General features: G+C 53.3%; 6 protein-coding genes. 2 read left to right on the top strand and 4 right to left on the bottom strand.

Features of this window, described 5'->3' with window-relative positions; all coding sequences use genetic code 11:
- Positions 1 to 139: 139 nt before the first annotated feature.
- The 3 genes from LBJ25_07655 to LBJ25_07645 are packed head-to-tail and all read right to left on the bottom strand — an operon-like array spanning position 140 to position 11128.
- Positions 140 to 1030, bottom strand: a complete 891-nt coding sequence (locus LBJ25_07655) for a hypothetical protein (GenBank protein ID MDR1453830.1) — start codon at positions 1028 to 1030, stop codon at positions 140 to 142.
- Positions 1031 to 1052: 22 nt separating this feature from the next.
- Positions 1053 to 10670: an alpha/beta fold hydrolase gene (locus LBJ25_07650; protein ID MDR1453829.1), complete on the bottom strand. Its 9618-nt coding sequence runs from the start codon at positions 10668 to 10670 to the stop codon at positions 1053 to 1055.
- On the bottom strand, positions 10667 to 11128 hold the full coding sequence (locus LBJ25_07645) for an outer membrane lipoprotein carrier protein LolA (protein ID MDR1453828.1): 462 nt from the start codon (positions 11126 to 11128) through the stop codon (positions 10667 to 10669). The genes LBJ25_07650 and LBJ25_07645 overlap by 4 nt, the downstream gene beginning before the upstream one ends.
- Before the next feature lie 389 nt (positions 11129 to 11517).
- Here LBJ25_07645 and metK point away from each other — a divergent pair, with 389 nt between their 5' ends.
- Both metK and LBJ25_07635 read left to right on the top strand, forming a co-directional pair.
- A complete protein-coding gene (metK, locus tag LBJ25_07640) occupies positions 11518 to 12675 on the top strand; it encodes a methionine adenosyltransferase (protein ID MDR1453827.1) in 1158 nt (385 codons plus the stop codon).
- A complete protein-coding gene (locus LBJ25_07635) occupies positions 12676 to 13467 on the top strand; it encodes a 2TM domain-containing protein (protein ID MDR1453826.1) in 792 nt (263 codons plus the stop codon).
- 96 nt (positions 13468 to 13563) lie between these two features.
- Here LBJ25_07635 and LBJ25_07630 read toward each other — a convergent pair.
- Positions 13564 to 14864 (bottom strand): hypothetical protein (locus tag LBJ25_07630; GenBank protein ID MDR1453825.1); only part of this gene is annotated, 1301 nt, incomplete at its 5' end.

Genomic DNA, 14864 nt, shown 5'->3' with positions numbered 1-14864 from the left:
GATCATTAAAAACAAATTGGGCATCCGCAAAATAAATACCGTGCTTTTTAATATTTTCTATTTCTTTATTTTTATCCCACTCAAAAGACTTACCAAATATCATACAATATATATTCCTTTTTGTACACTTTTTGTAATACTATAGTTGAAATAACAGCGAGACCCTTTGCTGCAAGCCAAGCTCTTCATGCAGGGTCTGCGCATAATCAATGTTGAGGCCGAAATAACTCAAGCCCAAGCCGTAAGTCAAACCCTCGTCCCAGCCCAAACGTAGCGCGATCCAATCCAGAGTGTATTCCAGACCGGAACGAAAAAATAAACTCTGCTCTTCCTGCCAAACACAGTCCAGACTGGCCAGCAGAGGATGTCCCCAGATCTTCCGCCGCGCGGCCAGACCGGAATTCAAACCCAGCGGCAGCGTGTCGTAATGTCCGGTGCTCCAGGCAACTTTTGTTCGAAAAAGATTGCGCAGGCTCGCGCCTGTAAAAAACTGGCAGCTTTTCCAGCTCGGCAGCTGCCAGAGCCAGCCCAGATCCAGACCGGTCGCCTCCGCTGTCTCCGTGTCGAGCGCATAAAGATAACGGCGCAAACTAAAGCCCCACCAGAGACTGCGGCTTGTCCGGTAAGCCAGCAGCAAGGAGCCGTTGTGTTTAAAAGAATCAAAACTGCCGATTTCCAGCGGACGCCCGTCTGCGGAAAGCAGCGTTTTGTCTATATTGTGGATTTCCGAGCCGGCGTAAACCAGACCCACTACCAGCGGATTGCGGCCAGGCCAGATCCGGCCGGCCGCGGCAAACATCCGGCCGTTGACCAGATCAAAATTATTCAGCGCCGCCGAAAAAAACTCGCCTTCTACCTCCTGCAGAGCGGCGGGATTGCTAAAAGCGGTGTCGAGATGACCGCCGGCCGCCGTCACCGCATTGCCGAGGGCCAGGCTGCGCGCACTCAAACCAGTCTGCAAAAAATCCACCGCGTTGTTATCAGCCCAGAGCAGCGCCGCGCCGCAAATCGCCAAAATAATTTTTTTCATAAAAACTCCTTTCTTTATTAGGTCAGCGCAAAGCCGCGACTTTGCCTTTAATTATTCTCTCCCGGCCGTCCTGCTCGATCTTGAGCACATAGAGATACACATCGTTGGCCACAAAAGCGCCACGGCGGTCGCAGCCGTCCCAGCGCGTGCTATTAAAACCGGCCTGATTGCTGCAATTATTCAGCTCGCGCACCAGACGGCCGTTGGTGTCATAAATCCTGATCTCGATCCGGCCCGCTGGACGGGAAAGCTGATAGGTAAAATAAACGCCGTTCTCGTCAAAAGGATTGGGCGCGGGCAGAATTTTGGTGATCTGAAATTCCTGCGCGGCGGAAAACCGCAAAGCGGCGTTGGCGGTATTGCCGGCCAGATCGCCAACAAATAAATCTAAAATATGCCCGCCGTCCGGCAAATAACTGAGAGCGGAGAGTTTTATTTCCAGGCGCTCGCCGCGCAGATTTTCCGGCGGCAAAACATAACGCTTATTATCCAGCAGCAAATACATATTTTGCGTGTCCACGGCGGAGTCCTGTTCCCGCACTTCCACGCTCAAAGTAGCCGCTGGATCAAGATAATCGCCGTTCTTAATATTCAAAAAACGCAGCAGCGGCGCGGTGTGGTCAAACAAGCGGTATTCCGGCAGGCCAAACAAAGCGTAATCGCCGAAATCCAGTGCGCGGAAAACCGCTGCGCCCGTTTGATAATTGACCGTCAGCAGCTCGCCTCCCTCGACAAACAGCGTCTCCGGCCTGATGTATTTCTCAGCCAAACTTTCCGGCGCAAAAGACAGGGTGACGGTCAGCGGCTCAAGCAAACGTTCCTGCCCGCTGGCCAGAAAACGGTAAACCGGTGTCAATTGAACTTTAGTGGTTTGGCTGCGGTCTACGGATAATTTCCGCGCGACAAACAAACTGTCCGGCCGCGCTGGAATTTCCTGGATTTGAATATCCTGATAAATCAGGGCGCGGCCGTCAGACAGTACCTGAGCGGAATCGTCCGCTGTATAAATCAACCGGCTTAAAATATTGCTGGTATTGCCGGCCGCGTCCACCGCCTGCAAAGTATATTCATAAAAAGTATCCGGACTGACCAGCTGATCATAATAATAATTCCCCGCAATATTATAGGTCTGGCCGGAGCTGGAATTGAGCGACCTGGCTGTCAGCAGGTAATTGGCGGTTTCTGTTTCCGGCCAGTATATCCGCACGCCGCGCTGAGCCTGCGGGCCAAAACTAAAATCCGTCAATAAAGGCGGCTCGGTGTCCGCATAAACCACGCCGCTCAAAGTTACGACATTGCCAGCCGCATCAGCCGCGGAAATAAAATATTCATAATTTATATTTTCGGTAAGCGCAATAGAATACGTCGCAATACTTTCCGCAAAATGGATCAGCTCCAGCAAATTATTTTTCTGCGGATTGATATACTGCGGCGCTTGAATGTCCGTCCGCAGCGGCGGTGAAAAATCAGCCGTAACTGTAAAACCCAGCGGCGGGCCGGCGTTGCCAGCCGGATCAAAAGCCTGCACCGTATAATAAAACACTCCTTCCGCAGGCGGCGCGAATTGCAAAGTATGCTCCGGCAAATAAGTATTCTCATATTGCAAATCCAGCAATTCACCGCGCGCGTTGTAAGCGGAGATCAGCAGCTTGGCCGCTTCGCTTAAATTCAAAGTGACGGACAGCGCCGGGTTTTCCCGATTGGCATAGGCGCTGGAGAGAGCCACGGCTAAGAATTGCGGCGCTTCCGGATCAGCCACAAAATCCAGCCGCGCCACCGGCCGGTTTTGAATATTGCCGGTCAATGCATAAGTCACAAAAATACTGGCGGTCGGATTTTCCAGCGGCAACTCGCAGACAAAGTACCCGCTGTCATCGGCGGTCGTTTTAAAAATCGCGGCTGGCTGGCCAAGGAGCAGCGGAAAAGACTGGCGCAGGATTACCTCTAAACGTTCCGGCAAAACATTATTTAAAGTCGGCGCGGTCAAAGCCAATCGCAAACCTATTTCTTCCTGCAGAGCCACACCGGAACTAGCCGTCAGCAAATCAGCCCGATTATTCGCCAGCAAAAATTCGCGGATCAACTCAGCTCTGGTCTGGTCGGCGGTGATCAGCTCCGCATATTGCCGCGCATACTCCTGCTCAGCCGCCTGATTGTCCGCCAGCGCCGCCCAGTACATTTCCTGCAGCAGCCGCCTAGCCGCCAGCGCTTTGTCTTTTTGTTCGGGGTCAAGTTTGTCCAGATAATCAGCGTTCCAGGCGCGGCGGTCAAAAATCCAGGCCGCGGCATCAGTCGTCGCTGTAATACTGTCCACAATGTCCGCGCCGTCGCTGTCACCGAAAAATTCATCATCATCCAGATAAATTTCCAGCGCGCTCTGCGGCCTGGCTCGGCCAAAAATTTTCAGACGACGACCGCGCAGATCGCTCCAAGCCGCGTTAAATGTCGGCAGCGGCGGCACCTCGCCGGCCAGCACAGTATACGGCGAAAAGTGCTGTAAAACTGTCAGAATTTCCACGCCGTATTCTGTCTGCGTTATCTGGCTGTTCGCGCTCTCCAGCTCACCGTCTGCGTTGATGTAATACAAACCCAGTTTATCCAGATCCACGCCCCGGGCACGCAGTTCGGCCAGATCAGCCTGACTATAGCGGAAAACCACCGTGGGACGTTTGTCCGGCTCGGGAAAAGACGAGCCGTGCGGTAAAATTTCCATTACCGGCCCCAGCGCGTAAATATCCGGCCTGTTTTTCAGATCGAGCTCCTGCAATTTGACCGGCGCGACAGTAATGAATTTGTCCTCAGCAAAAGACTGCGGGTGAAAGAAAACTTCCGCGCGTTTGTAAGGACTGCTGATTTTTCGGCGCGCCGCGTCAGACTCTCCGCGCCGCAAAAGCTGGCCAAGGAAAATCTCCTGCGTGGCCAAAGAATATGCGTCGTCGTCCGTGGCTGCTTTTAAAGCCAGCGTGTACGCGCCGTTCAACTGCGTCACATCCCACCAGCCCAAACGCCCGCTGGCGGCATTGCCGGTGCAAATTGTCCGCCAGGTCTCGCCGTCAAAATAAAGCAGCTCATAAGCGTCGGCCGCCTGCCCGCAAATTTCCACATAACGTTTTTCCGCGGCGTCGAGATTCAGCTGGAGCCGGAAATTATTTTGCCAGATATTTTCATTGCTTAAATTCACTTCTGTGACCGTGAAGTCTTGATTGGGCTGACCAGTCTGGTCGTATACCTGCACAGTCCAGCGCGTGAAATCCAAATTGGGATTCAGAACATAGCCGGAGTCCGCGTTATAATAATCCTGCGCCAAAAAAGTGTAGTAATCGACCGGCGTAATATTCTGGGCAGGCAGATCGGCGCGGCGGTTCAAGGGATCGAAATACGCTTCATATAAATAAAGCGGTTCGGACTGCGGCGCGTAACTCTGCGCGTTGAAACGCAAAGCCGCGCTGTCGATCACGCCGTGGCGCAGGAAAAAATCCTGCTCGGTAGACCAGGCCAAAGTCTGTTCCGGCCGCGCGCTGGAATACCGCGCCAGCACATTGCCGCCGTCCAGCCAGACCTCCGCCGCGGGGGAATTGTTGATGATTTTCACCTGTAGAGAATTGCGGTTTACCGTTTTGGGCAGACGCGCCGTAATATCCAGCAAACTCTTTTGATACAGGCCGTTCTTGCCAAGCGCGGCCTGCACCGGCAGACGGCTAAAGCCCAAGCCGCCAAAATTAATCGACTGCTTGTCAAAAATCCGCGGCAGCGCCGGATAATCCACCAGCTCGATTTCCCGTCTGGCCGCCAGGTCATCGATCAGCCGCTTGGCCTTATTTTCTTCACCCACTATATATTCCTCGCTGGCCGGCCAGAGAATATTTGCGGTCACCACAAAATCCGTATACACCGCGGCTTTGGCCGTCAGGTCGCTCGACGGCAATTTTTCCGGCGTGAAATAAGTCTGGCCGGAAGTCATGGGAATAAACTCGCAGTATTCATCCGCCAAATATTGATAATAACTATTGTCCGTGCAGGGCATGGATTCATACAGAATATTTATTTTTTGCAAAGCCTCGATCAAGCTCTGATTTTGCGCCGCTGTGCCGCTGATGACCTGCGGATAAGTTTCGGCAAAAAGCGCGTTCAAAGTCGAGGCGGTCAAGCCGTTGAGAAAATAACTGCTCGGCACAAAACCCAATTTGCCCAGATCATTCCACATCGCCGAAAAATCCATTTCCTGCGGATAGTATTTGTTGACGTAGCCGTACCAGGCGTAATAGCGGTTGGTCAGGCGGGAATACTTGATGTCGTCTTTAAGCCTCAACCGATCGATCTTACTGTATATGTAACATTTCCCGCTTTTCTTATCATAACCAGCCACCGTGGATACCTTGATGTCAAAGGCTCCATTGCAGAAATTGGCGCTTTCAAATATTCCGCCATTGCTGCCACCGGAACAAAGTACATTTCCAGCGGTATCTTTCAGCGTAACCGAAATATGATCCGCCCCGGGATTAACATAACCATAATCAAGATTGGTAATTTTCCAGCCGCTGCCGTGGTCACTCCGCGCGGAAATATTGCTGACCGTTTGATTTTGCAGGGTAAGCGCCACAGAAAAATCATCGCTTTCCCAGCCCTCCTGCATTGTTTTCCAGCCGGCGCCGCTGCCGTTTTTATAATCAACGCTCCATTCATAAGAAACTTCGACCACAAGATCAACTCTGTTAAACCCGCGGTGATACAGTCCGGCAAAAGGCACAAAAGGCGCGGCGGTCACGGCCTGCTCGCCGGACAACTCCAGTTCATAACTAAAAGTCTGGGGCACCGTGTAGACGCCTTCGCCGCGCGCTGACCAATAATACTGTGACGAACCGCTGACAGCCTGCACAGTCTGGCCATTGAAAAGCAGAGCTTCGCCAAGCGGCTCAAGGCGCGCCAGATCGCCGGAAATATTATTCTGAATTTTGATATTATCGTAAGACAATATCTGTTCAGCCGAGCCGTCGCAGGCGCGCAAAGTCAGCAAAATGCGGTAATTGCCGCTGACCAGCCTCTGCCGTCCGGCAAAATCAGGGTACGCTCCGTTCCAGCTCAAATATTTAAGCTGCGTCGACCCCAGAATTTTTTCTTCCGGCAGGACAGAAATTGTCACGCCGGTCTCGTCCAGCACAGCCGCGCGCAAATAACTGTCTTTATTTACTTTGTAAGCCAAAGTAATTTTATGCAACTCGCCAAAAGCGTCAAAGCTGCCGTCCACCGGAGTCAGGCCGCCGCTCTGCGCGGCAAAAGGCGTTTCGATATTGAAAGTAATTACGGCGCGTTTAAAACCGCCGCCGTCAGTATTATAACATGATAGTTGAAAGTAATACTCTCCACTATCAGAATATCCGCCGCTGGTCAAGCGGCCATCCCAGGTTAGATCCAGCGCGCCGGCCGACTGCTTGGCCGACAGCCAGTAAACATTGGCCGGCGGCTGATAACGGCTGGCTCCAATATAAAGCGGCGCGCTGTCTTGAGTATTTATAAACAAGCTGTCCGTCTGCGGCCGCAAGGCAAAAACAATTTCGCCGCCGGACTGCCCCTCGATTTGCAAAAGGCCGGAATTAAGCGTGTAGGGAATGTCCGCCGCCAGCACCTCGCCGATGCCGGCCAGCAGCAGCTGAAAAGAGCTATTTTCCGTAGCGGCCAACCGTAAATGCCAGTCTGCGGCTTGCCATAAATAAACGCCGGCGGCAGAAATTTCCGGCTGGCCGAGATAAACCGCGGCCGGCACATCCGGCCAAAAATGCTGCTGCACAACATGGCCGTATTTATCAATTATCTCCGCGCTGATATTGGCCGTGCTGCCCAGATTGACTAGCGTAAATTTTGTATTTTGCGAGGCGGTCTGCTCCAGGTTCACCCGAAAATCCGCCCGGTTTTCCGGCGGCGGCTCGATCAATACCTGACACACCGCGCCGACCGCAAGACCCGGATTTTTTTCCGCGGCTAACAAAAGCAAAGTATATTGTCCGGCGGGCAGGGCGCGCGTATCCCACCAGGCCAGCAGGCCGTTTTCAGGAGATTGGCGGCAGGAAATATTCCACGGCGTATCCGGCGCTCTGTCGAGCTGCGGGGTTTCCAGACCGGTTGTCTGCCAAACAGCTGTGTCGACAGCGCGCAAATTTTCCGGCAGCGGCTGCCAGCCAGCCGCCCAATACAAAGCATAAAAATCGAAATCCAGAGCGTTGTTCCAGTCCGGGTCCACGGCTTTGCCGGTCACCGAAACAACGCCCCCAGCCTGCCCTCCGGCCGCAGGCAAAATAATTTCCGGAGTGATGCCGTCCTTGATAATCTCGCACTCGCGCGCGGTCTGCCGGCCCGAGCGGTCTGTCACAGTCACCAGCGCAATATACGCGCCGCGGGGATATGGCGCGGCTGACCACTCTATAATGAAAACACCGTCCCGCGTCTCCAGCGGCGCCTTAATTATTTCCTGACCGGAAGATTTATGCTTGACAAGGACGTCCGCCCGCACCGCGTCCGGAGCGGCGCAGATAATTTTTGTCCGGTAAGAATTATCTCCATTTAAAATGACCGGTTCGGCGCGCAGGCTGACAATTTGCGGGCCGCGCGTGTCCAAACATAAATCGTCCAGTATCAAACTGACCGTATTGCCGGCCAGATCGCTGACCAGGGCGCGCGCGGCATAAACGCCATCCGGCAAACCGGAAAAATCCGCGGCATAAATATTTTCCGTAACAAAATCCAGGGGCAGCGGGACGCGCAGCTGCTCGCGCGCGAGAATCACCTGGCCGGATATTTTTTCACTGGCCGTTAAAATAAATTTGGAAGTATTGGCGTTTTTTTGCCAGGAAACCCGCGGCGGCTGACTGTCGATAATGACCGCCGTCTGGCGCACGGCGCGATTGCCGGCTTGATCCGCCACCCCGATCTCCAAAATATATTCGCCGTCCGGCCAATCGCCGACCGCAAATAATTCCTGCTGCGGTCCCGCGCCAGCCAGCGCATAGTTTCTGCTGCTCAAAACTTCCTCGTCAGTCCGCAAATTGATCTGCAGATCGCTCAAGACTGTAAAATTATCAGAGATAAAGTAATTCACCGTCAGCAGCTGCCCAATGGACACCGGCCAAAGCTCTTCTATATTTATTTCCGGCGGCAGGGCATCGACAGTAAAAAACCAGTTGGTGGAATTATGATGGCCGTAAGCATCGTGCGCCTGGAGCGAAAGTGTATGCCGGCCTTCGCCCAAAGTCAGCGGCGCGGTGAGTTTGAGATAATTGCGGTAAGTCTGGTTTGCACCACGGGACAAAGCGTACTGGCCGGGGCTTAATTTTTCTCCGTCAACAATCAATTCGTCGATACTGGAAACACCAAGATTGTCAGTTATAAATTGCGCGTTGTATAAAACGAGGCTGAGCGTCAGATTGCCGGTATTGACCGCGGCAAAAGGCTCGGGAAAAATTTCCGAAGCCAGCAGCGGTGTGCTGGAACGAATGATGCGCAGAAACTGCTCGGTCGTTTGGCCGAGGCGGTTGACCGCGCGAAAAGCAATAATATTCTGCCCCTCTGCCACGGAAAAATCCGGCAGGGTCACCGCGCCCCATTTGTCAACCGGCGCGGTGGTGTACGGCGCAAAATTGAAAGAGTACTCCAGTTTGGCCAAATGCGGGGCCAGATCGTAAAGCTCAGCGGACAAACGCACCTGCGGAGCTTTGACATTGTAGGCCAGTGGCAGATAAAAAGTCTTGGCGCCGCGGCGCAGCGGGAGTGTGGTATTAGTCTGGTCAGCAGCGGTCTGCTCCTGCAAAGCGTCAGCACCCAGCTCGATCTGCTCATCGCCGGAGACCGTGTAAATATTCTGCAAAACCAGCAGCGGCGCCTCGTACAAAGACTGTTCGATTTGCGGTAGGGAATTCTGCGGCAGCAAAATATTATTATGCGCGAGAAAATCCTGTGCCAAAGCTTCCTGCCGCTGCACAACCACAGAAACAAAATCGAACAACGGCATGGCGCGGATCGCGCCGCGCACACCCGGTGGAGTAGTCCAGCCGAAAGCATTTAAAGCCAGCTCGACCACCACGCAGGCAGCCTCGGCTTCGACAGTGTTCTCCAAAAAACCGTGGTCAAAATAATCCGCCAGATCGTCATGCGCAAAATCTTTGTAATAATTTTTGGCGGCGGACAGATTGGGAATGTCCCGGCCGCGCAGACTGTCGATATCTACCGCGCCGTCGCCCTCCACGGTAAAAAGGCCGCGCGCGTAACTCATCAGTAAAGCCAGCAGCCGCGCCTCACCAGACGGCAGGCGCTGATACTCCGGCGAGGACAGCAGTTTGACCTGATAAGAATTGGCAGCCAGACCGGAAATAAAGCTGCCCGGCGTGAAGTTAGTAAGCTCTTCGGCGGCGCCCAGCAGCGCGGGCAGATTGCCGTAAAACGATTGATTGAAAACCTCTGTATTCCGCCGGTCAAAAGCGACCAGCCCGCGCGGAATAATATTGCGGTACAGCACCGGATCATAGTTCGGCGGCAAAGACGCCAGATTCAAAACCGTTGTCACCGGGCTGCGGCTCAACAAAGACCGCACGGCGCCGCCCTCTATCTGCTCTTTCAGAAAGTACTGCGTCAGCAGCGTGTCCAGCAGATCCTTGACCAAAATTGACGCCAGATAATTATTGGCCTCCACCAAAGTTTTCAGCAGCGGAAAAGTCAGTAGCGGCGCGGAATCCAATTCGCCAAATATTGAACCCAGCCGGCTGAATGAATCGTACAACTCGGTCAATTGCGCGATTTTATTTTGCAAATCACGCAGTGAGGCCTGATATTTGCCGTCGTCGGCCAGACGCAGGCTGAATTCATATTCCTCAAAAAGTCGGCAAAACTCGTCATTGAGTTTCTGCAGCTCCGACGGCAGATCAAAACTCTGGCCAAGTTTTACACCGTCTTCGTCGAATTCAAACTTAAGTTTAGACATATCGAATTCTTTGAGTTTTTCCAGCGCTTCCAGAGCCTGCGCCAGCCGGTCGTAAATATCCCAGGCCTGGCGCAAAACGCCGGCCGAGCCGATATAGTAACCCTGATCGGAAAGCATGTAGTGATAAATAAAGTCCGCCATGCTCGAGCCGCGATGCGGCGGCGCGAGAAAGACCGCCTTTTGCACATCGTCCTGATAAAAACCGCGCGGAAAATTTTTGGCGTCCACACGCGCCGCCGCCAGAGTGTCGGAATAAATATACGACCGTGCGGTCAGCGCGCCCATGCTGTGGGTCAGCAAAATAAATTTGGCCGGAATTTTGTCCGGCGGCCAATCAGGGTGCGCGGCAATAAATTCCCGGCGGGCGGCGGACAGCCAGTCTTTTAGCTCGGCGGCGTTGCCGTAATACGCGGCATTGGGGTCGGAGAGAGTGTAGGCGTAAAGATGTCCGGCAAAATCCGGATCGCCGACCAGATCCGGCAGACGCTTTTTTAATTCCGTCCAGGCTTCAGCGTCACTACCCATGCCATGCACAAAAACCACCAGGTAATTTTTGTAAGAGCGCATGTGTTCCGGCAAAGCGCGCAAATTGACCGGCTGGATTTCCGCCGCCAGCCCGGCGCTTAACCCGCACAACAATAGCAACAACAATGGAAGGAAAAATATTTTTTTCATTTTGTTTCTCCCTCAAATTGGACATTGCGGTATTCGGTGACGGCGCGGAGTTTGCTCTCGCTTAAAAACACTTCGGTGTGCGCCGGCAGAAAAATACCGCCCCGCTCCTCGTAAGTATTTTTAAGCGAAAGCACTTCCTGCCCCGCCCGGCTGTAAAGGCGCAGTTCCAGCAAATTTTTATTTTTGTCCAATTGGATAAGCAAGCGGGAAAAACTTGAGTCCGCTTTTTTTGGCGTGCCGGTCATCTGCAGTCCGGTGGCTGTTTCAGTGGTCTGAAAATCAAATTCCGCAAACAGCTTATCTTGATAAACTTTTTCTGGCCGCGGCAACTCGGTGAGGCTCTGCGTAACCACCTGCCGGCCAATCAGCGGGCTTTCTATAGTAGTGACCGCCTCCGCGGAAAACTCCGCCGCCAGTAGCGCGGTCAGCAAAACTCCCCACAATGCCGCTTTTTTCATAAACTCACTCCTTTGGCAAAAATCTGAAATTTTTGCCAACTTTTAGGTAACTATGTTGCAGGATTTGTGCCACTTGGCAAAAAAGTTTGAAGTTTTGGGAAACGCCACTTACGGCGCGCGCTTCGCACGCTTGTAGGCGTCACTTAACTTCGCACTAACGCGCTTGTTAAGTTCCGCAGGCAAAAAAGTTTGAAGTTTGGCTTGGGGACAGGCACATGGCAAGCGTGGCAAATATTTTGCCCGAAGCGGACGTAACCTTCAAAAAAAAGGGACAGGCACGGGCACTGGGCACATGTTGTGATCGGCAATTGACATTCGCGGAAAACAAGCGCATAATCCCTACCTATTAGGTATGGATTAAACAAAAAAGGAGCGTACTGATGAGTAAAATTAAGGCAAAGCATCTTTTCACTTCCGAATCAATTTCCGAGGGGCACCCGGACAAGGTCGCCGATCAGATCTCCGACGCGATACTCGACGCCTGCCTCGAGCAGGACAAAAATTCGCGCGTGGCCTGCGAAACGCTGGTCACGACCGATCTTGTGGTCATCGCTGGCGAGATCACCACGACCGCCAAAGTGGATTATGAAAAAGTCGCGCGGCAGGTCATCGCCGACATCGGGTACACGAAAGACGAATATGGTTTCAATGCCGCAACCTGCCGCGTCGAAGTGTATCTACATCAGCAGTCGCCGGATATTTCACAGGGCGTCACCGAAGGCCTGGGCGATTTTAAAGAACAGGGCGCGGGCGATCAGGGTATGATGTTCGGGTACGCCACCGCCGAGACGGAAAATTATCTGCCGCTGACGCTGGATCTCGCGCACGCGCTGGTGCTGAAAGCCGCCGAGCTGCGCAAGTCCGGAAAAATAAAATACCTGCGGCCGGACAGCAAATCACAGGTCACGGTGGAATACGACGACGGCAGGCCGGGCAAAGTCACGGCAATAGTCGTGTCGCATCAGCATGACGCCGAAGTGAGCAACGAGCAGCTGCGCAAGGACATCGCCGAACTGGTCATCGATCCGGTCATACCGGCGGACAGACGCAGCGCGGACTGCAAAATACTCATCAATCCGACCGGCCGTTTTGAGCTGGGCGGGCCGGCTGGCGACACGGGGCTGACCGGACGCAAGATAATCGCGGATAGTTACGGCGGCGTCGGCTCGCACGGCGGCGGAGCATTTTCCGGCAAAGACCCTTCCAAAGTCGACCGCTCGGCCGCTTACATGGGGCGGTATATTGCCAAGAATATCGTAGCCGCCGGTCTGGCCGAGAAATGCGAAGTGCAGCTGGCTTACGCGATCGGTTACGCACAGCCGCTTTCGATAAACGTGGACACTTACGGCACGGGCAAAGTCTCTGAAGAAAAAATCGCCGCGGCGCTGCCCCAGGTTTTTGACCTGACGCCGAAAGGCATCATCACGGCGCTGGACTTGAAACGGCCGATCTACCGGAACACCGCAGCTTACGGCCATTTCGGGCGGGATGTTTTTCCGTGGGAAAAAACTGACCGCGCGGAGGCGTTGCAAAAAATATTAAAATAAATGGATTCCCGGTCAAAGGCTCTGGCCAAATTTATTTCCAGAGCCTTTTTTTATTTTCATTTTTTTATCTACACCGGCATTAACGCGCTGTTGATCGCCGTCAATAAAACCACCTCGCCGGAAATCCCGTGGTTTATTCTGCCGCTCTCCGTCTGGGGCATATTTCTTTTTCTGCATTTTGGCATTCATTTTTTTATCGAGTCGCGCACGGCGCGGGAATGGCGGCGGGCACATCTGGCCAGTATCACGCCCGGGCCGCTGGAAAAAGATCTGCCCCAGCGCGAGCTGAAAAAACGCCGTGCCGCGCGTCTGTTTTTTTGGCTGGCGTTTTATTTTCATCTGAGTGTTTATCTGCTGGTGTCGCTGCTGCTGATCAGCATCAACAAATTGCTTTTTGCGGAAACATTTTGGCTGATACCCTGCGTGGCGTGGGGGCCGGTGGTTTTAATTCACTATCTGCTGACTTTTACCGGATTTGCGCCGCAGCTGGAAAAATGGCGCACCGCGCGCATCATCAAGCTCAACGCCGGACTGCCGCTGACCCGCGAAAATATCCGCGAGGCAACTATATTTTTCGGCTTTCATCTGGTCTGTCAGGCGCACGCGGTTTTATTCGGTTTGGTAATAATTTTTCTTTTTGGCCTCACGAAAATAAACAACCAAAACGATGCCAGCTGGCTGCTTTATCCTTTGGGCGGCTGGGGCATTATCCTGCTGGCGCACTGTCTGGTCACAACGCTGATCACAAAATATGCGCGGGGAATTCCGCCGCGCGGCGTCCAGCATTTGTAGCTGGAAAATAAGTCCGGCGCCTACTCTACTTTTCTGATCGCCAGCGCGCCGCCGGTACGCGTCAAGGATTTGATCGACTTTTGATTAAACAAATCTTTATTTGCTGACCAACAGCAGGTCTTTATCCAGGCTGGCGGCAAGTTTTGCGTTCGTCTCCAGTTCTTTTTTCAGCAAATTTTTGACAAATTCTTTTAGTTCGGGCGGCAGACGGTCGTACATTTTTTTCAGTTCGGTAAAATTAAGATCAGCGATCAGCCGCAAAACTTTATCCTCGATTTTTTGCTTGAGCAGATCGAGGAGACTGGCAAATTCCGGCGGAATATTGCCGCCCCAATCTAAAAGCAAGTCCAAAACTTCGTCTATATTGCCCTGCCGCAGAGCTTCTGCGATCTGCTTGGCAATCTGTTCGGACGGCTCGTCATTCGAACCGCCGCTGTTTTCTCCGCCAGAAGCCACAGCGGAAACTCTCACACCTTTTTCCAGATCGTCCAAAATTTCTACAGCGTCACTTTTAATTTCCAGCAGAGAAACATACCCGCGTATTATTTTTTCCCATTTGGACATCACAGCTTGTTTGAAGCTTTCTATATTTTTCTTGACCTGCTCGCTCTGCGCGCTGGCAATATCTCTCTCAATGGCCAGATATTCTTGCAAATGTTTCAGCGCTTGAATGGCGATGTATTGATCTCCGAGGGAAACCAGCGCGTCCAGTTTGGCCTGCAGGCCGGCGGAAACTCCCGCGCCTTCCACCGGAGGCTCGGCGGTCAGGACTTCCAGCGCCAGATTCATTATTTGCAGTTGTTGTTTATATTTCAGCAGTTCGGCGCTCAACGCGTCGATCTGGCCGATCTCATAGGCGCCCTCTCCGAGATCAAACCAGCCGAATAAAGCGTCGCGGCATTCACCGCGCGTTCTCTCGGAAAAAGCCTGTTCCAAATCAGCCAGCCGCGCATTGACGCCAGGCCGATTTAGCTCGCCGTTCAGCAAGGACAGCACATCCTGTCCCGTCTCTTCGAGATGACCCTGCTGGGAATAAATAAAATCAACCGCGGCCTGTTCCTGGCGCTCGGCGGCGGTAAGATCTGCGGCCGGCGCCGCGGTGATCTTATCCAGCAAAGCGTAGATCTGCGCCAGCTCCGCCCGCACAGCGGCTATGACCTTTTGGATACGCTCCTCAAACTCTGTGATATTCTGGGCGGCCAGCAGCAGCTCAGCCTCGAATTCCTGCAGAGAATGTTTGCGGTCTTCGAGTAATATTTCCAGGTCTCTTTGTCTGGCGGCAGTTTGTTCGGCGATTCCTTGAACAGCCGCGGCTGCGGACGGGCTGGTTTCGGGGCCCCCCCCCCCCCCACCGCGGCCCCCCCCCCCCCCACCACCAGACAAACACCGCCAACAAC

This window comes from Candidatus Margulisiibacteriota bacterium (assembly GCA_031268855.1).
Lineage (GTDB): Bacteria > Margulisbacteria > Termititenacia > Termititenacales > Termititenacaceae > Termititenax.
This window is presented reverse-complemented; position numbering and strand designations above follow the sequence as displayed.

Coding starts and splice junctions, on each gene's coding strand:
- LBJ25_07655 (MDR1453830.1), bottom strand. CDS start 1,030: ATGAAAAAAATTATTTTGGCGATTTGCGGCGCGGCGCTGCTCTGGGCT.
- LBJ25_07650 (MDR1453829.1), bottom strand. CDS start 10,670: ATGAAAAAAATATTTTTCCTTCCATTGTTGTTGCTATTGTTGTGCGGG.
- LBJ25_07645 (MDR1453828.1), bottom strand. CDS start 11,128: ATGAAAAAAGCGGCATTGTGGGGAGTTTTGCTGACCGCGCTACTGGCG.
- LBJ25_07635 (MDR1453826.1), top strand. CDS start 12,676: ATGGATTCCCGGTCAAAGGCTCTGGCCAAATTTATTTCCAGAGCCTTT.